18 protein-coding genes are annotated in these 19,318 nt (G+C 62.9%); 8 read left to right on the top strand and 10 right to left on the bottom strand.

The window, feature by feature from the left end; genetic code table 11:
* Positions 1 to 26 precede the first annotated feature (26 nt).
* Positions 27 to 1,043 (bottom strand): HEAT repeat domain-containing protein, encoded by a 1,017-nt coding sequence (locus LJF34_RS19925; RefSeq protein ID WP_231187141.1) that lies wholly within the window; start codon positions 1,041 to 1,043, stop codon positions 27 to 29.
* 75 nt (positions 1,044 to 1,118) lie between these two features.
* A complete protein-coding gene (locus tag LJF34_RS19920) occupies positions 1,119 to 2,960 on the bottom strand; it encodes a cation:proton antiporter (RefSeq protein WP_231187139.1) in 1,842 nt (613 codons plus the stop codon).
* Between the two features lie 152 nt (positions 2,961 to 3,112).
* Here LJF34_RS19920 and LJF34_RS19915 point away from each other — a divergent pair, with 152 nt between their 5' ends.
* Together LJF34_RS19915 and LJF34_RS19910 are read left to right on the top strand one after the other, a co-directional pair.
* Positions 3,113 to 4,903 carry a S9 family peptidase gene (locus LJF34_RS19915; protein ID WP_231187137.1) on the top strand — a complete coding sequence of 597 codons (1,791 nt, stop codon included), beginning with the start codon at positions 3,113 to 3,115 and terminating at the stop codon, positions 4,901 to 4,903.
* A gap of 314 nt (positions 4,904 to 5,217) precedes the next feature.
* Positions 5,218 to 5,955, top strand: coding sequence for a type II CAAX endopeptidase family protein (locus LJF34_RS19910; protein ID WP_231187135.1), 738 nt, complete (start codon positions 5,218 to 5,220; stop codon positions 5,953 to 5,955).
* Positions 5,956 to 5,959: 4 nt separating this feature from the next.
* Here LJF34_RS19910 and LJF34_RS19905 read toward each other — a convergent pair whose 3' ends face one another.
* Positions 5,960 to 6,241 (bottom strand): hypothetical protein, encoded by a 282-nt coding sequence (locus LJF34_RS19905; protein WP_231187133.1) that lies wholly within the window; start codon positions 6,239 to 6,241, stop codon positions 5,960 to 5,962.
* 30 nt (positions 6,242 to 6,271) lie between these two features.
* Between LJF34_RS19905 and LJF34_RS19900 the strand changes: the two genes are divergently transcribed.
* Positions 6,272 to 6,550 carry a hypothetical protein gene (locus LJF34_RS19900; protein WP_231187131.1) on the top strand — a complete coding sequence of 93 codons (279 nt, stop codon included), beginning with the start codon at positions 6,272 to 6,274 and terminating at the stop codon, positions 6,548 to 6,550.
* A gap of 14 nt (positions 6,551 to 6,564) precedes the next feature.
* Here the strand turns inward: LJF34_RS19900 and LJF34_RS19895 are convergent, their stop codons facing one another.
* Together LJF34_RS19895 and LJF34_RS19890 are read right to left on the bottom strand one after the other, a co-directional pair.
* On the bottom strand, positions 6,565 to 7,233 hold the full coding sequence (locus LJF34_RS19895; RefSeq protein ID WP_231187129.1) for a hypothetical protein: 669 nt from the start codon (positions 7,231 to 7,233) through the stop codon (positions 6,565 to 6,567).
* An 81-nt stretch (positions 7,234 to 7,314) separates the two neighbouring features.
* Complete coding sequence (locus LJF34_RS19890; protein WP_231187127.1) at positions 7,315 to 8,640, bottom strand: AI-2E family transporter; 1,326 nt, start codon at positions 8,638 to 8,640, stop codon at positions 7,315 to 7,317.
* A 152-nt stretch (positions 8,641 to 8,792) separates the two neighbouring features.
* On the opposite strand from LJF34_RS19890, the gene LJF34_RS19885 reads away from it, so the two are divergent.
* A complete protein-coding gene (locus LJF34_RS19885) occupies positions 8,793 to 9,407 on the top strand; it encodes a universal stress protein (protein ID WP_231187125.1) in 615 nt (204 codons plus the stop codon).
* Between the two features lie 19 nt (positions 9,408 to 9,426).
* Here LJF34_RS19885 and LJF34_RS19880 read toward each other — a convergent pair whose 3' ends face one another.
* On the bottom strand, positions 9,427 to 10,257 hold the full coding sequence (locus LJF34_RS19880; protein WP_231187123.1) for an NAD+ synthase: 831 nt from the start codon (positions 10,255 to 10,257) through the stop codon (positions 9,427 to 9,429).
* A 543-nt stretch (positions 10,258 to 10,800) separates the two neighbouring features.
* Here LJF34_RS19880 and amt point away from each other — a divergent pair.
* The 3 genes from amt (at position 10,801) to LJF34_RS19865 (ending at position 13,794) form a co-directional block, all read left to right on the top strand.
* Positions 10,801 to 12,171, top strand: a complete 1,371-nt coding sequence (amt, locus tag LJF34_RS19875) for an ammonium transporter (protein ID WP_231187121.1) — start codon at positions 10,801 to 10,803, stop codon at positions 12,169 to 12,171.
* Entirely contained in the window at positions 12,168 to 12,524 is a 357-nt protein-coding gene (locus LJF34_RS19870; protein ID WP_255666286.1) for a P-II family nitrogen regulator, read from the top strand. Before amt ends, LJF34_RS19870 begins: the two co-directional genes overlap by 4 nt.
* A 157-nt stretch (positions 12,525 to 12,681) precedes the next feature.
* Positions 12,682 to 13,794 (top strand): Xaa-Pro peptidase family protein, encoded by a 1,113-nt coding sequence (locus tag LJF34_RS19865; RefSeq protein WP_231187119.1) that lies wholly within the window; start codon positions 12,682 to 12,684, stop codon positions 13,792 to 13,794.
* A gap of 25 nt (positions 13,795 to 13,819) precedes the next feature.
* Here LJF34_RS19865 and LJF34_RS19860 read toward each other — a convergent pair whose 3' ends face one another.
* From LJF34_RS19860 to LJF34_RS19850, 3 genes are all read right to left on the bottom strand, one after another.
* Entirely contained in the window at positions 13,820 to 14,176 is a 357-nt protein-coding gene (locus LJF34_RS19860) for a hypothetical protein (RefSeq protein WP_231187117.1), read from the bottom strand.
* 134 nt (positions 14,177 to 14,310) lie between these two features.
* On the bottom strand, positions 14,311 to 15,138 hold the full coding sequence (locus LJF34_RS19855) for an ABC transporter ATP-binding protein (protein WP_231187259.1): 828 nt from the start codon (positions 15,136 to 15,138) through the stop codon (positions 14,311 to 14,313).
* A 124-nt stretch (positions 15,139 to 15,262) separates the two neighbouring features.
* Positions 15,263 to 16,360, bottom strand: a complete 1,098-nt coding sequence (locus tag LJF34_RS19850; RefSeq protein ID WP_231187115.1) for an iron ABC transporter permease — start codon at positions 16,358 to 16,360, stop codon at positions 15,263 to 15,265.
* 566 nt (positions 16,361 to 16,926) lie between these two features.
* On the opposite strand from LJF34_RS19850, the gene LJF34_RS19845 reads away from it, so the two are divergent.
* Entirely contained in the window at positions 16,927 to 18,072 is a 1,146-nt protein-coding gene (locus LJF34_RS19845; protein WP_231187113.1) for a hypothetical protein, read from the top strand.
* Here LJF34_RS19845 and LJF34_RS19840 read toward each other — a convergent pair.
* Positions 18,038 to 19,318, bottom strand: a complete 1,281-nt coding sequence (locus LJF34_RS19840) for a TIGR00341 family protein (protein ID WP_231187111.1) — start codon at positions 19,316 to 19,318, stop codon at positions 18,038 to 18,040. The two genes, LJF34_RS19845 and LJF34_RS19840, sit on opposite strands and share 35 nt — an antisense overlap.

Here is a 19,318-nt window from a genome sequence, read left to right as displayed (position 1 = left end):
TTAGGTCTGCCTAAACGACTGCGTATTTAATACGGCGACCCGCAGCGAGGACACATCGGCGGCCCGAAATCCGGAAGCGAAAGGCCGCAACTCGGGCACACGCCGTCCCCGTCCGGCGACGTTATCTCTTCGACCGCCTCGTCCGTCGTCGCACGGAGTCCGTCGAGCGCTCCCACCTCGATACTCCCCTCGGATGGTCGTTCGCGTCCGTCCATCGCATCGAGCGCAAACCGCGCCCTGCCGCGGACGAACGCCGTCTCGTTATCGCACCCCTCGCGCAACCGCGATGTCGTTTCCGGCGACAGCGAATCGCCGCCATCGGCGCGGGCGAGGAGACCGACCGCCTCGGCGGCCCGTCCCCGGACGTAGTCGTTTTCGTCGCCCAACCGTGCCGCGAGTGCGTCGGCTTCCTCGGCGAGCGCCTCCGGTGCCGCACACCCGACGGCCGCGAGCGCCGTACAGAGATAGTAGCGGACGAGTTCGTCGTCGTCGCCGAGATGCTCCGCGAGGTTCGGCACGCGGTGGTCGAGGCGATCCGGGTCGCTCAGCGCGATGTCCGCGAGCGCCTTCGCCAACTTCTCCTTCACTTCCGGTTCGTCGAACGACAGCCCTATCTGTAACTCGGCGACGACGGCGGGTGAGGCGACTTCGTCCGCGTGTTCGAGCGCGACGTTCCCCAATGCTTCGGCCGCCCGAGCGCGAACGTAGTAGAACTCGTCCGGGTCGGCGAGACGGTCGGTCAGCACGGGAAGTATCGAAACCACGGCGTCTGGGTCGCGTTCGGAAACGGCGACGAACAGCTTCGCCGTCTTCAATCGGACCGAACGCTCCTCGTCGGTGAAAAACGGCGACAGGGTCGGCAGAAGCGGTCCCACGGCCGACTCGTCCGCTTCGAAGCGCCGGAGGGTCCCGAGGGCGGCTTTTCGCTCCTCCGTCGGTGCCGTCTCGAACCGCTCCAGACACGCGATTGCGTCGTCGTATGCCCCGGCATCGACCAGTTCCGCGAGGTGCTCGACCGGAGGTGGGTGGGCTGATTCGTCCATCGTTCGTGTCGTTGGTGCCAGCAATGCGTGGCGACGGTATAAATACGGGGTGCGGTGAACCGACGTCGAATCCGGCTACTCCAACATCGAAACGCTCCGTTCGACCGCTTTCCGTTTCCCGATGAGCGTCACCAAATCCCCCTGCTGAAGGACGAGCGTCGGTTTCGGGATGACGAACTCGCCGTCCTGTCGGATGAGCGCGATGACGGCGTCATCGTGCAGTTCGACGTCCCGTATCTGCCGTCCGGCGGCCGACGTCGATTCGACCACTACTTCGGCGATATCGTTCTCGTCCCCGACCGCCGACAGCCAGTCGGAGAAGTTCGGTCGGAGTATCAGATCGTCCATCGTGTCCACCGTGGCAGTCACCGGCGTCACCGCTTGCACGCCGAGGTCCTCGAACGCCTCCGCGTTCTCGGGTTTGTTCACCTGTGCGATGAGCCGCTGAATCCCGAAGTTCGTCCGCGCCGTCTGGCAGGCGAGGATGTTCTGGTCGTCGTCGCTCGTCGCCGCGACGACCATCTTCGCCCGCTCCGCCCCCGCCTCTTCGAGGACGGCGGCGTTCGTTCCGTTGCCCCCCACGACCGAATACCCTGCCCGCCGGAGTTCGGTGATTGCCCCATCGTCGCGTTCGATGATGACGGGATTTTCGCCGCGCTCTTCGAGTCTGTCAGCCAACAGCTGTCCGGTCCGACTGCCGCCGATGATGAGTACGGTCATGGGTATGATATCGAGTGCTTTCGCCGCCAACGGTGCCCCGCCAGCCTCCACGATGACGGTCACGAGGATGACGAGGAACACCACGTGGACGACGCTCGTCGCGTTCGGGACTCCCGCGTTGGCGAGTTGGAGGGAAAACAGCGTCGCGGTGGAGGCCGGGATGATTCCGCGCGGGCCGACGGCGGCGACGAACATGCGTTCGTTTCGCGTGAACTGCGTCCCCGTCGTCGAGAGGAAGACCGAGAGCGGGCGAACGACGAGCATCGTCAGGATGACGATGGCGAGGCCGCCCAACCCCAGCGTGAGGAGGTGATGTAAGTCCAGCAAGGAGGCGAGGATGATGTACACCACGCTCAGCACTATCGACGTAATGTCGCCGCTGAACCCCGCGATTTCATCGTCGAAGGGGATATCGATACTCCCCAAAATGAGTCCGGCGACCGCCACGGTCACGACACCCGCCTCGGCGGCGAACGCGTCCGCGATGGCGAACGAAATCAGCGCCGTACCGATCACCGTGATCCGGGAGTTCTGCGGCGAGCGGCTCAGGTATCGGAGTACGTACCCCGCCACCAGCGCCGTCAGTATTCCGATGAGGACGCCGGTTCCGATTCGCTCCACGAAGTCGAGGACGACATCGATCCTGACGTCCCCCCCGAAGGGGTCGATTCGCAACACCGCGACGCTGAAGATGACCGTTCCAAGCACGGAGGCGGTCACGTCGTTGATGACGCCCTCCGCCTCCAAGAGGTTCTTTACGCCCTCTCGCACCTCTATTTGGTCCAGTATCGGCGTGACGACCGTCGGTCCCGTCGCCACCAGGAGCGCCGCGATGAGAAACGAGAGGTTCCACTGAATCGAGAGGAAGAAGTGAACGAGTCCCCCGAGGGCGAGGAACGTCAGGCCCGCACCGACCGTCACGAGCCGAAGCGTCGATTTCGGCGTCTCACGCATCTCCGACGCGGAGAGCGTGAACGCCCCCTCGAAGATGATGATCGCGACCGCCAGTCCGACGAGGGCCGAAAGCGAGTCGTCGAACAGCGCGGGGTCGATGAGACCGACCCCCTCCGGGCCGAACAGGATGCCGAAACCCAACAGGAACACCACGTTCGGAATCCCGTACTTGTCGGCGAGAAGCTTCGACACGGCTCCGAGCGCGATTATCGACGCCGACACGAGGAGGAGGTCAGAGGACATCTGTCGGAGGTGGTTGCTGGCGCAGGCTGGACGACCTCACCCGAACCCTTGCCATACATGAAAGTCACGCATCAGGATAGGTCTTTCCGAAAAACCGGTCACGGAGGCACCCGAGCCGAATTCTTTTGCCGTCACCCTTCACAGACTGTGGTATGTCGGACGCTCGCCATCCACTCACGCGTTATCTCGGTATCGATTCGGCCAGTTCGCCGACCATGACCGTCGACGGAACGCTCGTCTACCTCGCTGACACGACGGGGACGCCGCAGGTTTGGTCGCTCGACGAACCGGGATCGTTTCCGTCCCGTCTGACTGCCCACGACGAACGCGTCTCGTTCGTCTCCGCCTCCCCGACCCGCTCGGAGGTCGTCTTCGGCATGGACACGGGCAGCGACGAACACGACCAACTGTACCGCTACGACCTCGATACGGGAATCGAAACGGCACTCACGGCGACCCCCGAAGCCATCCACGGATGGGGTGCGTGGCGGCCCGACGGCGACGAAACCGTGTTCGTCGCCAACCGCCGCGACGGCGGGACGTTCGACGTGTACGTGCAGGATCGGGACGGGACGGACGCGACGCTCGTCCATGAGGGACCGGGAGGGTTCCTGAGCATCGAAGCGTGGGGCAAACCGGGAATCGTCTTCTCGCGGGCGAACGCCAGTTTCGACCAGAACCTGTTCCTCCTCGACCCCGAGACGGGCGACCACCGGAAAATCACGGACGACGCGGACGTCCGATATCACGACGTGACGTTCGGACCGAACGGCGAACTCTACTGTGTGACGAACCACGGCGCGGACACGACCTACGTCTGCCGACTCGGCCTCCACGACGGCACGCACACGGTCGTCGAGGAGGCGGGGAACTGGAACGTCTCCCACTTCTCGCTCCACGGCAGAACGGGCCGCGCGGTGTGGGTTCGAAACGTCGATGGCTACTCCGAGGTTCACGCGGGGCGATTGACCGAGGACGGCGACAGCATCGAACCGTTTGCTGAACCGAACCTCCCGACAGGTGTGGTCTTCGGTGTAGGCTTCGGCCCCGACGGCGAGTGTGCGCTCTCGATGAGTCGCAGCGACGACCCGCAGAACGTTCTCGTCTTCGACCCGAAAACCGGAACCGCCGAGCGGTGGACGGACTTCGGCACGCTCGGTATTCCTCGGGAGACGTTTCTCGACCCCGAAATCGTGCGATACGAGTCGTTCGACGGGCGGGAGATTCCGGCCTACTGGACGCTCCCGCCGAACGCGAAACCGGGCGAGACGCCCGTCATCGTGGACATCCACGGCGGGCCGCAGTACCAGCGCCAACCGTGGTTCTACCCGATGAAGCAGTACTTTCTCCAGGAGGGCTACGCGATTTTCGAACCCAACGTCCGCGGGTCGAGCGGGTACGGCACGGCCTACACCCGATTGGACGACACGGACAAACGGATGGATTCGGTGGCCGACATCGAGGCGGCGGTCCAATGGCTTCACGGGCGGGACGCCGTGGACGCCGACCGAATCGTCGCCTACGGCCGTTCCTACGGCGGCTTCATGGTCCTCGCGGCGATTACGGAGTACCCCGACCTGTGGGCCGCCGCCGTGGATTTCGTCGGCATCGCCGACTTCGAGACGTTCCTCGAAAACACGGGCGAGTGGCGACGAAGCCACCGCGAGCAGGAGTACGGGTCCCTCGACGATACCGACCTGCTCGAACGAATCAGCCCGATTCACGAGGCGGACCGGATTTCCTGCCCGCTGTTCATCCAGCACGGCGCGAACGACCCCCGCGTCCCGGTCGGCGAAGCGGAACAGATCGCCGAGAAGGTCCGCGAGCGCGGCGTTCCCGTCGAAACCTGCATCTTCGAGGACGAGGGTCATCACACCACCTCGCGCGAAAACCTCATCGAGGAGTTCGAGCGTATCGCCGCCTTCCTCGACGAACACGTGTAGAATTCGCACTCGCTCCCCGGTTTGAAATCTCCCGTGTAGGCAGTGCCTACCGATTACAATCGCTTCCATCGGCGAAAATACAGGGTTCGATTCGCTTCAACCACCGGCCGCCTTCGTTTCTTTTTCGATCGACGAAATTCGTTTTTCGGTTGCCAGTCCATCACGTCGCCGTCGTGCCTTTCTTGCCACGCCAAACGAGACAGTATTTCTACACAATAGTCAGTACCCTCCGCGTCGAACCCCGAAACGGAGGAGATTGGGATGGGACATGTCATCACGGGAGCAACGGGCGTGGATTTTCGAGAGGCAAACGAATGACGACCTTGTGGAACGCGCGTTCCCGCGCGGTGTTCGTCGCCGCCGGGTTGGGGTTCGGCGGGTACGCCTTCGCGGTCATCGTCGTCCTCCTCACGGCACTGGTGTTTTCGGCCGGCGGAATCGACTTGCTCTCCAGTCCGACGCTGTTGGTCGCCGTCTCCATCGTCATGGGCCAAGGGGTCTCATTCGGCGTGTTTGCGCTGGCGTACCTCCGCTACACCGGACGCGGGCGTTCGTACATTGGGGTTCGGTTCCCGACGCTTTCGGACCTCGGATGGACCGTCGGGGGGTTCGTCGTCTTCTACGGCGGCCTCATCGTGGTGTCTATCGTCCTCACGACGTTCGGAATTCAGTCGGCACAGAACGAACTCGCCAACATCGGCGAACAGGACCCGCGGGTGTTTCTCCTGCTGATTCCGCTCTCGTTCCTCCTCATCGGCCCCGGCGAGGAACTGCTGTATCGCGGTGTCGTGCAGGAACGCCTCCGCGAGTCGTTCGGACGGTGGCCCGCCATCGCGCTGGCGAGTCTCATCTTCGCGTTCGTTCACTTCTTCTCGTTGCAGGGTGCGGGGAAGTTCGTCTACCTCGCCATCCTGTTCATTCTCTCGCCCGTCCTCGGGGCGGCCTACGAGTACACCGGCAACCTCGTCGTCCCGTCGCTGATTCACGGCGCGTTCAACGCGCTCCAGTTCGGACTCGCGTATCTGATGGTGACGGGCCAACTGCCGCCGTGAGTCGTTACTCCTGTCCCTGCCATCGCATGATGAGAAATTCGGTGTAACCACCGTAGGCGATTTCGAGCGACCCGACCCACCAGTTCCATCGCTCGGGAAGCGACATGTCGTCCGGTGCGTCCTCCAGATGACTGACGATAGCCCCGGCGGTGAGGTCCATCCCCGAATGCTTTCGGTACTGCCCCGAGTCCGACAGGTCGCGGGCCTCTCGAACGACGACTCTGCGGGCACCCTCGGGTGCGTCGAATCGCTCGCGCAGTCGTCGGTCGAGTTCGGTCGGGTTCATTTTAATAGCGTTCTCCGCGTTATTCCACCCATGCCGACGGTCTTCGCGGTAGACGAATACGAGGCACAGGAGTACGATGCGGTACTCGTCCAAGAAAACGCAGTCGTCTGTCTTAACGCTGACCCAGGACTCGCCCGCGTCATCCCCTTTCAGAAGGTAAACCACGTCGATTCCGACCCCGAACTGCACCTCTCCGACTCGGAAGTTCCGGATTCGTTCTTCGGCGGCGCGGAGTACGCGTTCGTGGAGGTTTCGAAATTTCCACGAATCCAACGCCATCTGGAGGACCTAGAGAAAGAACAGTACTGAATCCATTCCCGAAATCACAGTTTGACCCACCCCGTACTCCTGTCGTCCATCGGTACGTGCCAGCGCTGTTCTGCGACCAACCGATCCCGACGCCGGAGTTCGATTCGCGCGTCGAACAGCGGCGACAACCGAGCGACCGTCCGCGAGTCGTCGGGGACGGGCAGGTGAACGTGTCCGATTCCGCTGACGCCTCGGACGAGTGCCATCACCGTCCGGAGAAACCGCGTCACGGTCCCGTAGCCGTTCGTTTCGAGGAGTCCTTCGAGCGAGTCGATGCTGACCCTGAGTTCCGCGGGGGACAGTCCCGATGCGATGTCGTCGAAATACCCGACCGCTTTGAGGAGTTCCGCCCGGATGTATTGCAGTTCGGTCTGCCCGACGTCAGTCGGCGAGTCGTTCAACTCGACATCGGGGGGTCGAATGACGCGAACGTCGGGACCGTTCCGTTCCACGCCCGGTGGGAGGCCATCGGCGATATCCACGTCCGACCGTCGCGTCGCGACGAGGACGCGTTTTCGGTCACACCGCGGGTCGCCAGCGAGACGCCGTGTCGCCTGCAACGTGACGTCTCCGGCCACCGCGCCGGTTATCAACAGGACGCATCCGTGTCGCTTCAGTTCCCGTAACGTCCCCTCGAAATCCCGAGCGCAACCGTCCCGATACCGGTTCCGCACGAATGACATTCTTTATTGATAGATGAAACTCAATAGTATATTATTTACTATTGTTATTTGATACAAACGCCGATTCTAACGCTCGATCGCTCAGGGTGGAGGCGTGTCGTTCTCGTCGTCGCGGTCCGATTCTCCGTCGCTGGTTCCCTCTTCGAACGATTCCGACTCCCCATCGGTCTGCGTTCCCGATTTCGGTTTCGTTTTCGACCGCTTTCGGCTTTTCTCCGCTCGTTCGTCCCCTTCCTCCCCTCGCTCCGCCGTGTTTCGTTCTCCCGCTTCGCCATCGTTTTCCGAGTCGTCCCCTCCGATGGCGTCCGTGGCCTCCCGTGTCTGAATCGGAGTTCCCTGCATCAAATCCGGGAGCACGATGCGGTTGAACTGGACGAGGAGGACGAGCAACAGCGGGCCGAAAAACAGGCCGTACCACCCGAACAGGAGCGGACCGAAGATGTACGCGAACAGCATCAGACCGACGTGAAGTTCGGGGCCCGTGATGTACGGACGGATGATGACCTCGGCCACGATGTCGATGACGACGATGAACAGGGCGACGAACGCGGCGGGGAACCAGAGCGTTCTCGGTCCGATTTCGAACGACCGGACGACGAGGTACGCAGCGATGGGAACGTACACGAGTTTGGTCCCGACGATGGGAACGAGGCTTGCGACCCCGGTCAGCAACCCGAGGAGGGTCGGAAGCGGAACCGAGAGCCCCGGCGGCGCGAAGACGTTGGCGAGGTTGTACACCACGGCGGCGGCGAGGCCGACGACGAAGGCGTTGAGGATGTTCCCGAAGTAGACGGTCTGGAGACTTCGGTCCACCGCCGCGACGTAGGTGTACGCCGTGCTCCGTTCGCCACCGATGTCGCTGACGAACCACCGAACCAGTTTGTCGTCGTCCCGAAGCAGGTAGAAGGCGAACGCGAGCGCGACGAACAACTGGAGGAGTCCCGTACCGAACGCCGCTAGCACGTCCGCGGCGGTTCGAAGGAGTTCCGGGCCGCCGAATCGCATGAACTCCCCTTGGCTCTGCTGGGCCAGTTCGAGGATTCGCCGGGGATGGACCGTCAGCGACGACAGGTCGAGGTAGGGTTGCAGAACGCCCTCGTAGCCCTGCAACGACTGTCCCGCGATCGTGGCGACTTCGACCGCGCTCACGGCGACCGCATAGGAGACGAGAATCACGACGGGGAGCGCGACCGTTACGAGCGCCGCGACCGCGGTCAACCCCGGATGGCCCAATCGGCGTTCCAATCGGTCGTATACCGGTCGCGTCGCGTAGTACATGAACAGTCCGAGGACGAACGTCCCCTCGAACGAATAGAACACGAACAGGACGACGACTCCGAGGACGAGGCCGACCACCCACCACGCGAGACGCGCCCGCTTCCGTAACAACGCTCTGTTCCCATCCATCGTTTCGTTGGGTCCCCACCCGATACTCCGTACGTTCGCCGTCGCTATAGCCGTCGGGGTCGGTCGAGTTCGAATCGAGGACCCGGTTCGAGTCAGCCGATTCGAACCGGAAATCACCCCGACTTTTACCGACTCGCGTCCTACGTTCATCGATGTACGAACGTATCCTGGTTCCGGTCGATGGGGGAAGCGAAACGCGGGGGGCGGTGAGCCACGCGATCGACATCGCCGACAAGTACGACGCGACGGTGTACGTCCTCCACGTCGTCAGCCAACAGTTGGTCGGGGACGCGGCAGAACTCGAAGCGGATGGAAAGCACATCACCGACGAAGCCGTCGAACGGGCGGCCGAATACGGCGTCGACGTCGTCGGCGACGTGACGGACGGACGCCCCTCCGACCGTATCCTCGGCTACGCCGACGAACGGGACATCGACCTCATCGTGATGGGGACTCACGGTCGAACCGGCGTGGGTCGGGTGCTCCTCGGAAGCGTCGCGGAGCGCGTTGCCCGTCACTCCGTCGTGCCCGTCCTCCTCGTTCGCTCTCCCGGCCTGCGGACCATCGACTCCGAGGAGGAGGTGATCGACATCGCCAAAGCCGCACTCGTCGACGAGGGGTACGACGACGTGTCCGTTACGGAAACCCCGTATCGGGCGGCCAACACGTGGATCGTTCGTGCGGCGGCGGACGAGGGGACGTTCAACGTCCACGTTGACCCGGCGACGGGCGAGACGAGCGTGGCGAGCATCCAGCCACGGGAGTGACCGCCGTCGTTTCCTCACCTCACTCGACGGATTCCCGGCCGGGCGTGGCAGGAAGACGCCGTTTGTGATGGGTCTCCAGGTGTTTGTTGAGGACCCCCCAGACCGTCTCTATCGGGATGTCGAGTTCCTCGGCGACGGTTTCGGCGCGGTAGCGACGGTCAACCACGTAGTGTAACACGGCGTCGATGCAGTCGTACGTCGCACCTAACTCCCCCTCGTCGGTCTGTTCGGCCCACAATCCCGCCGTCGAGGGCTTTTCGACGATTCGGCACGGCAGTCCCATGTGGCGTGCGAGCGCCCGAACCTCGGTCTTGTAGAGGTTCGCCAACGGAATGAGGTCACACCCGCCGTCCCCGTACTTCGTGAAGTAGCCGAGGAGCCGTTCCGAACGGTTTCCGGTCCCGAGGACCAGTTTCGACTGCGTGTTCGCCGTGTAGTAGAGACAGGCCATGCGCAGTCGCGCGGTGGTGTTGCCGAGCGCACGAATCCGTTCGTCGCGTCCCTCGTCGCCGACCAGAAGGCGCTCGAAACACCGGATGAGCGGTTGGAGGTGAACTTCCTCGTAGTCGATGCCGAGCGCTTCGGCGACGGTCAGGGCGTCGTGGCTTCCCACCTCGGCGGTCTTGTTGCAGGGAAGCAACAACCCGAACACGCGGTCCGGGCCGAGGGCATCGACCGCGAGCGCCGCCGTTAACGTGGAATCCACCCCGCCGCTCATCCCGACGACGACGCCGCTCGTTCCCGAACGCTCCACGTACTCCTCGATGAAAAGGGTGAGCTGTTGGTGTGTCGCCTCCAGATTCTTCTCGTCGGTCAGCAGTTCGGTCGGCGGGAGGTACGACGAAGTCACGTCCCTGTCACCCCGTTGTACGGAACGTTCGTGTTCCTCATCGAGAACTGACGCGAACGCGTGAAACAATGTTGGAGATTTTGCGTGTATTTGGGAACGTTTGTGGGTGTATTCACGTGATAACGAAATAATCTGGCACTATAAAACGTTTCTTGTGGGTTGATGCATACTTCTCGGATTGTGTTTTAGGTGTTTAATCATCGACCCGCCACAGTATGATCACTGTGCGCATCGAGGCGCACCCCCTCCAAATACTGTCTGGAATTTCCCATCTACGTTTGTTGACGAACGACCGGTTATCACGTCTGCAAAAACGCATCTCTGGACACTTTACAACCTTAAACAGAATATATCTGATTGTGAACTGACCGATCGTCAATAAGTACCGAGATAATCGGTCATTTGTAAACACTTAGGTTTATATTCTTATGAATCACGAGTCTATAGCGTGAGTTGGATTACAAACACAGCGGAAACGGGTGAAAAGGTAAACGATTCGGTTATGATTGGTTGTTCAAAACCGGTCGAGGAGCGTGGTGACTGATGGTCGATTTGACCTCAATCGCGACGGGCATCAACACCGTGTGGGTGCTCACGGTTTCGTTCCTCATCTTCTTCATGCAGCCGGGCTTCGCCATGCTGGAGGCCGGACAGGTTCGCGCGAAGAACGTCGCTAACGTCCTGATGAAGAACATGATGGACTGGTGTCTCGGCGTCCTCATCTACTTCCTCGTCGGTTCGGGAATCGCGGCGGTCGCCGCCGGTCTCACCTCGTCCGGCGGGTTCTCGATGGCGGAGGCGTTCGTCTACATCAACGACCCGAGCGCGTGGGTCGGCTGGCTGTTCGGTGCGGTGTTCGCCATGACCGCCGCCACCATCGTCAGCGGTGCGGTCGCGGAACGGCTACACTTCAAAGCCTACCTGTTTTACTCCATCGCGCTGACGGCGGTCATCTACCCCGTCGTTCAGGGCTTCGCGTGGGGCGGCGGTCTGCTCTCCGCGGGCGGCTACCTCGGACAGGCAGTTGGCTCCACCTTCGGCATCGCCGCGGGCGTGGGATACATGGACTTCGCAGGGGCGACCGTGGTTCACATGCTCGGCGGCATCGCCGGACTCGTGGGCGCGTACATGGTCGGCCCTCGTCGCGGTCGCTTCGATAAGGACGGCAACAGCGTGCCGATTCCCGGCCACTCGCTGACGCTCGTCATGCTCGGAACGTTCATCCTGGCGTTCGGCTGGTACGGCTTCAACGTCGGGACGCAGGCCAGCGTTCTCTCCGTGGAGAACGGTGCCCTCCAGTTCGCGGGTGCCACGCTCGGTCGCGTCGCGCTCAACACGACCCTCGGAATGGGTGCGGGCGCGGTCGCCGCCGCGCTGACGACGACGTACCTCGAAGGCAAGCCGGACCCGCTGTTCACGGCCAACGGCCTCCTCGCGGGCCTCGTCGCCGTGACCGGCGCGGTCCCCCACGTCACGTGGTTCGGCGGCATCGCCCTCGGCGTCATCGCGGGCGTGCAGGTTCCGCTCGTCTACCGCTGGGTCGTCGACACGCTCAAAGTCGACGACGTGTGTGGCGTCTTCTGCGTCCACGGAAGCGCGGGTGCCATCGGTACGTGGCTCATTCCCGTGTTCGCCGTCTCGGGCTTCTCGCTCGCACAGTTCACCATGCAGACCGTCGGTATCTTGGTCATCACCGTTTGGACGCTCGTCACGTCCTACCTCATCTTCAAGCTCGCCGACGTGACCGTCGGCCTGCGCGTCGACGAGAAGGAAGAGCACACCGGACTCGACAGCTCCGAACACGGCATCGTGGCATACCCCGAATTCGTCGAATCCTTCGACGAAACCGGCGGCGGTTCCCCGACGGGGACCGCGGACGGCCCTGCCATCGCGGACGGAGGTGAGAACAAATGAGTGCCGACTCCGGAATCGAAATGGTCGTCGCCATCATCCGCCCCGCTCGACTGGAAAACGTCAAGCGGGCGTTGGTCGAAGCAGGCGCGCCGAGTCTGACCGTCACGAACGTCTCCGGACGGGGCAGTCAACCGGCGACGAAGAGCCAGTGGCGCGGCGAGGAGTACGTGGTCGACCTCCACCAGAAGGTCAAAATCGAGTGCGTCGTCGCCGACACCCCGGCCGAAGACGTCGTCGAGGCCATTCAAGAGGCCGCCTCGACGGGCGAACCCGGCGACGGGAAGATTTTCGTTCTGCCCGTCAGCGACGCCTGTCAGGTCCGAACCGGTAAACGCGGACCGGACGCGGTCTGAACCGGCCGCCGTTCCGACGAATCGCTTTTCGAACGCGTAACCTTGCCCGCTCTCCGCCCTTCGCTGCCGCTTTTTCAGTCTCGATTACCCATCGAACGTTCGCCGCCGAGGATACCGAAGAGTGAACTTTTACCACAGCGGCGACGACAATCGAATCATGCCCGACGTTTTCGCGGAGCGAACCCAAAGGAGCCAACAGCGATTGCAGGCGACCGAGGCCGACGCGCTCGTCCTCTTTCCGAGTACGAACCTGTTCTACGTCTCCGGATTCGAGGAACATCCGGCCGAACGCCACCTCCTCCTGTTCGTCCCGAGTCAGGGGGACCCCGTCTTCGTCGTCCCCGACATGTACGGAGAACAGATAACCGAGGAGTCGTGGGTTCCGGACGTTCGAACGTGGAGCGACGGCGACGATCCGCTCTCCCTCGTGAACGACGTCGCCGACGAGTTCGACCTCCGCGGCGGCCGCATCCTCGTGGACGACACGATGTGGGCGCTGTTCACGCAGGACCTCCGGCGTGCGCTCCCCGACGCGACGTTCGGACTGGCGAGCGAGGTGCTCGAACCGCTCCGAATGCGAAAGGACGGGACGGAAATCGAGGCTCTGCGGAGGGCCGGAGAAGCCGCGGACCGCGCCAGCGTCGAAGTCCGGGAACTCGGCGAGGAGGCCATCGGCATGACCGAAACCGAACTCGCGGCCGAAATCGAGTCCCGACTGGCCGACGCGGGCGGCGACGAACCCGCCTTCGGAACCATCGTCGGGTCCGGCCCGAACGGCGCGAAACCCCACCACGGCCACGGCGACCGGAAGGTAGGGTACGGCGACCCGGTGGTCCTCGATTTTGGCGCGTACGTCGGCGACTATCCCGGCGACCAGACCCGAACCGTCGTGTTCGCCGGGGACCCACCGGACGGGTACGAGCAGGTTCATCAGGCCGTTCTCGAAGCCGAGCGGGCGGGCGTCGAGGCCGTCCAACCCGGAGCAACCGCCGAGTCGGTGGACCGCGCCGCCCGCGAGGTCATCGAGTCCTACGGCTACGGCGAGGAGTTCATCCACCGGACGGGCCACGGCGTCGGCTTGGACGTCCACGAAGGACCGTACATCGTCGAGGGCAACGAGTTGGAACTCGAACCCGGCATGGTGTTCAGCGTCGAACCCGGAATCTACCTCCCCGGCGAGTTCGGCGTCCGTATCGAGGATTTGGTCGTCGTCACGGAGGACGGCTGTGAGCGCCTGAACGACTCGCCGCGGACGTGGCAGTCGCTCTGAAGAATCGAATTACGCACGGGGGAAGTCACTCGTTTTCGCGGTAGTGCTGTGCGTACATCATGGCGAACACTCCGAAGAGCGGAACGAGGTTTGCCACCGTCCCGGCGAATTCGTCCATCGGGACGAGTTGGTACAGTGCGCGACTGATGCCGCCGAGTACGAACAGGGAACCGGCCACTAACGATAGGGTGCTGTCCCCGTGGAGGTACAGTTCCTTGACGCCGAAGAGAACGAACATGGTCGGGAGCCCCCACCAGACCACGGTCCTGAACGGTGGATAGGACACCATCGCCGCGCCGAAGACGGCGATTCCGACGACGAGTATCGCCAATCGTCCGAAGGGGTGCTCGGCGAGTCGGTCCGCATACTCTACTGTATTCATTACTTCGTGCCGTCCTGTCTTCTGGCGATACTCTTTCCGCTGTTAAAAATGTATTCCAACCAATCGGTTGCCGGACGAGTACCTGACTCGGACTGCAATCGAACTGAACTCCCTCGAACTCACGCACACCGCATTCAGAGCGGTTGCTGTGGGTTCACTATCGGCCCGTCGGGACCGAGTCCGACCGTCGCCTCGACGCCGAACACGTCGGCGAGGAGTTCCTCGGTGACAACTTCGTCCGGCGGTCCCCAGTCGTACGGTTCGCCGTCGCGCAACGCGACGAGGTTGTCGGCGTAGCGCGCGGCTTGCGAGATGTCGTGGAGGACGATGCCGATGGTCAAATCCTCCTCGCGGGCGAGGGTTTGGACGACTTCGAGGACGCGCAACTGGTGGCGCAAATCGAGATACGTCGTCGGTTCGTCGAGCAGGAGAACGTCGGTTTCCTGTGCCAGAACCATCGCTATCCACGCGAGTTGTCGCTGGCCGCCGCTGAGGCTGTTCATCGCCTCGTCCCGCAGGTGAGTGACGCCGGCGCGTTCGAGGGCCGTTTCGACGGCTTGGTGGTCCTCGTTCGTTTTCGACTCGAAGAAGCCGCGGTGCGGATAGCGTCCGTAGTACGCGAGTTCCTCAACGGTCAAGCCACCGGGAGACTCGTTTTCCTGCGAGAGGAGGCCCAACTTTCGTGCCAACTCCTTTGTTCCGAACGCCTGGATGTCCTCGCCGTCGAGTCGGACGGCACCGTTCTCCGGGTCGAGTTCCCGCGAGAGCGCCCTGAGCAGCGTCGATTTGCCGCTCCCGTTCGGGCCGACGAGCGCGGTGATTTCGCCCTTCGGGAGGACGATGGAGTCACACTCGACGATGATTCCCGAGTTCGGGTAGCCTATCGCCAACTCCTCGCCGAACAGTTCGCTGGCCTGTTTGCCCGTTTCGTCGCTCGTTTCATCGTTCAGTTCGTCGTTCATTCCTGTACTCATTCTGATTCCTCCGGTTGATGCGCCCTACCCCCAGAAACTCGCACCACAGTCGCTCGTTCGCGTTCAAATCCTTTCCTCCCCTTGCCGGCTTCGATCACACCATCCAGCGTCATCAGAGTTCACCTACCTTTTGGCGCTTCCGCATGAGATAGAGGAAGTACGGCCCGCCGACCAGTCCGGTGACGATTCCCACCGGAATCTGTATCGGGTTGAGTGCGAGGCGAGCGCCCACGTCCGCGCTGACCACCAGCGCGGGTCCGGCGAACAGGCTTCCGACGAGGAGTTTGCGGTAGTCGCTGCCGACGATGTTCCGGACGACGTGCGGCACGATGAGGCCGACGAAGCCGACGATTCCGGCGACCGAAATCGCGGAACTGGCGGCGAGAATCGCCAACGTCGAGAGCGCAAACCGGATGCGTTCGACCGACATTCCGAGCGACCGGGCGGTTCGTTCGCCGAGCAGGAGGACGTTCAACTGCCGGGACGCCAACATCGCGAGCGGGAGTATCACCAGCGTCGGGAGGAGGATGATTCGTACCTGTTCCCACCCGGTTCCGGTGAGCGACCCCGTGGTCCACGAGAGGGCTGTCTGTACCACGCCGATGTCCTGTGCGAAGAAGAACAGACCGCGCTGCAACGACGAGCAAATGGTGCCGACGATGACGCCTGCGAGGACTAGACGGACGGGGCTCGTTCCGCCCTTCCACGCGATGATGTAGACGACGATAAACGCCGCGATACCTCCCACGGCGGCGAAAATCGGCAGGAAGACGGTGAGTCCGCTGAACACGACGAGGGTGAGGAGGACGGCCAACCCGGCCCCTTGGCTGACGCCGAGAATGTACGGACTGGCCAGTTCGTTGCGTGTGACGGCCTGAAATATCGCGCCCGAGACGGCCAGGTTCGCGCCGACGAAGATACCGACGAACACGCGCGGCAGGCGGAGGCTCCAGATGACCGTCGTCGTATTGCTCAACGTCACGTTCGACGGGATTTCCGTGCCGAGCAGGAGCGCACCGAGCACGTCCGGGTTCGTGACCACTTTCGGGTTGAAGACGGCGTTCCACGCCTGCGAGAGCGTCGTGGAGTACGCCCCGAAACTGACCTGCACGAGCGCCGAAATCACGACGATGGCGATACTGCCGAGGATGAGCATCACCAGAGAGCCGTCCAGTCGTGCTCCTATCCCCGTCTCGGTATCCTTCGTCATACGTGTCGTTCCATCCTCGGTTTCTTCCATCGTTCCCTCCAGCGAAGCACTGTTTGCCTCGCTGCTCGTCTTTGCTTTTAGGTCCCCCTAATATCCGATAAGAGCTTTGGTTCTCGCTCCGCTACCGCGATTTACCCCCGTCTCTTCCGTTCTCCCCCTATTCCGGGTTTGTTTCATTGTTCATGGCTGGGTTTCATATTCCAGCCGTCGTATCGGACGGTGATATGGGACGACGCGAGCGATGATGCCTACCGCACTCGCGTCGCACTGGTTCATGATTCGTATCTCGATTCGTGACTTGGTTCGCGGCCCGGCGTGCGAGCCCGAACCGGAGCTTCGATTATGAGAGCGGCGCTACAGCCGAGGAGTCCATCGTCGCATCGTGAACATCGACTCGCCTGCTACCACGCTCATGTTTTAGGCTAGCCTAAACACACGTAAACTTTGCTATTTTTCGGCGTGCCTAAAACACTCTCGATAATTTCAGCCGACACCCGTCGAACGTGACGGTTCACTTTCAAGTGCCCGTCCGTCGTACTCCGGCTCGGGAATGGGGAAACGACACGATGGGGAGACACGACGACATCGGACAGCGATGGCTACCGCGTTCTCTGTCCGATAGACGACTCGAAACGATGGGGAGGAGACGGTTCATCACGACGCTGGCGGGTGCAGGGTTGGGATCCATGGCCGCCCTGCTCACCCCCGACGACGTACGGGCGGCCGGCGGGGACGAAGTACCGCTCGTGTACGGCCACGGTCCCGACTCGGAACCGCTGACCACGACGGTGCCGGCGGACTGGTTCGCGGACCTCCGTGCCGCGTTCGACGCACACGAACGCTCCGACGTGCTCTCGCATCCCGGCGTCGTCGGGAGCGCCGTCGTTCCGGGGGAGTTCGGCGGCCGAAACGCCGCCCTCTCGGTGGACGTGACCGACGACGAAGCGACGGGAACCGTTCCCGAGCGCGTCGGCGACGTCGCCGTCGAAGTCAACCGGGTTCGGTCGGAAGCCGAAACGCGGAACGAGGGTTCGGACGGGCGTCCGTTCGACGGAAATCACATTCCGGGAAGCATCGAATGCGGTAGCAGGGACGCGTCCGCCACGCTCTGCCCGGCCATGTACGACGGTGAGACGCCGTTTTTCACCACGTCGAACCACCTCTACGGCGACGACGGGGGACGACACAGCGGCGAACCGTTCTTCGTCAAACGCCGCGACGGGTGGCGAAAGGTCGGCGAGGTGCGACGCGGCTACGCGCTCGACGATTTCGTTCGCATCGACCCGGTGAACGATGCGGTCCCGTTGAACTCCATCGACGGCGAGTCGCCCTCCACCGTCATGGGGCAGTTTACGCGCGGGGGCCTCGCTCATCTCAAAGCCCGTGGGTCGAAACTGAAGAAAATCGCCGTCGTCTCGGGCTACACGTCCGGCGCGATTCAGGCCATCGACGGAATGACGTGCGCCTACGGCACCGTCTGCAAACACGGCCAACTGAAGTGGGGGTCCCAGTCGTCGTTCACCGACGGCGACAGCGGAAGCGTCAGTTACCACTCGGACCTCGAAAATCCGGAGGACGGTCTCCTCGTGGCCGGCATCAACAACGCGCGGACGTGGTGGCCCGTCGAGGACTACATCTGGGGGACCGCCGCGTATCGAATCACGGCCGACTACGGGTTCACGTTCTCGCCGCCGACTGCTGACGTTCCGTGAACTCCAGTTCGACCACGGTTCTGCCGCCCAGTTTCACGGAGATTCGCTTTGCTATCTCCTTCGCCAGTCCTGCATACCGCTTGCCCGACGGGCGAGTCACGAGGACCGTTACGTGCTGTGTGTTGTCCACCAAACCCATGTCGTCGAACTCGACGTTCACCTTCACGAGGTCCAGTTCCTTGTACTGCTTTCCCTCCAAGAGCGTCTGTACCTCCCTGTTCGCCGTGTTCTCCGTGTGAACCTGCTGAGCCATCAGCGCCCCCGCACCCGCGAACGAAACGAGGAGGACGGCGACGGCGACGAGCGTCGGCGCGGCCTTGCGGAGGTTCGTCTCCGTCGTCGGACGGTAGCCCAAAATCCACAGGACTCCGCTTCCGGCGGCGTTGATGGAGACGACGTTCACCACCAACAGGACGAACGCGCCGAACGCGAGCACCGGCGGACCCCACGCCAATCCGACGCCAACGGCGGCCGCCGCGGGAATGAGCGCCGCGGCGATCATGACGCCGACGAGCGACACCGGCAGGGCGGTTGCGAGGCCCAACGCTCCCGCCCCTCCGGCGCAGAGACCCACCGCGAGCGAGAGGAATCCGGGCGAGGTACGCTGACTTATCTGGTTCACCGTCGCCACGTTGAGGGCTGGCGGGATGAACTGTGCCGATTTGAGCGCCCACCCGAAAATCGTCGCGCTGACGATGGCGACGGCGAGTCCGAGGACCTGCGACCACAGGCCGTCGCGTATCATGTCGCGGTCGTTCAACACGAGTCCGACGCTCGTCGTCATCGCCGACCCCACCTGCGGTGCGATGACCATCGACCCGACGACGAGCGCGGGCGAATCGAGTAACAACCCGGCGGTGGCGACGATGGCCGACAGCACGGTCATGGCGTAGTACGTCACCGGACTCGGGTTCATCCCGAGCGCCTTCGTTCGAATCTCCTCCGTCGCGATGCTGTCGTCCTCGTCGCGTCCTTTGACGAAGCGGTCCTCCAGTTCGTCGATGTTCGGCGTTCGGGCCGTTTCCAGACTTCCGACGACGGTGTATCCCTCCTCGTCCAACCCCGCATCCCTCAGGTCCGTGAGGACGGCGTCCACCGCCTGCGTCGGGACCGGAAACTGGACGACCGCCGCGTCATCTCCGTTACCCTCCTCCCGCGTGAGAACGTAATCGATGTGCTCGTCGTCGAGCACGGCGAGAACCTCGTTCCGGCAGTCGTCCGGGACGAGGATTTGAATGAGACGCAT

Source organism: Haladaptatus sp. DYF46, assembly GCF_021083305.1.
Lineage (GTDB): Archaea > Halobacteriota > Halobacteria > Halobacteriales > Haladaptataceae > Haladaptatus.
The sequence above is the reverse complement of the archived record's forward strand: the minus strand, read 5'-3'. Positions and strand labels throughout refer to the sequence as shown.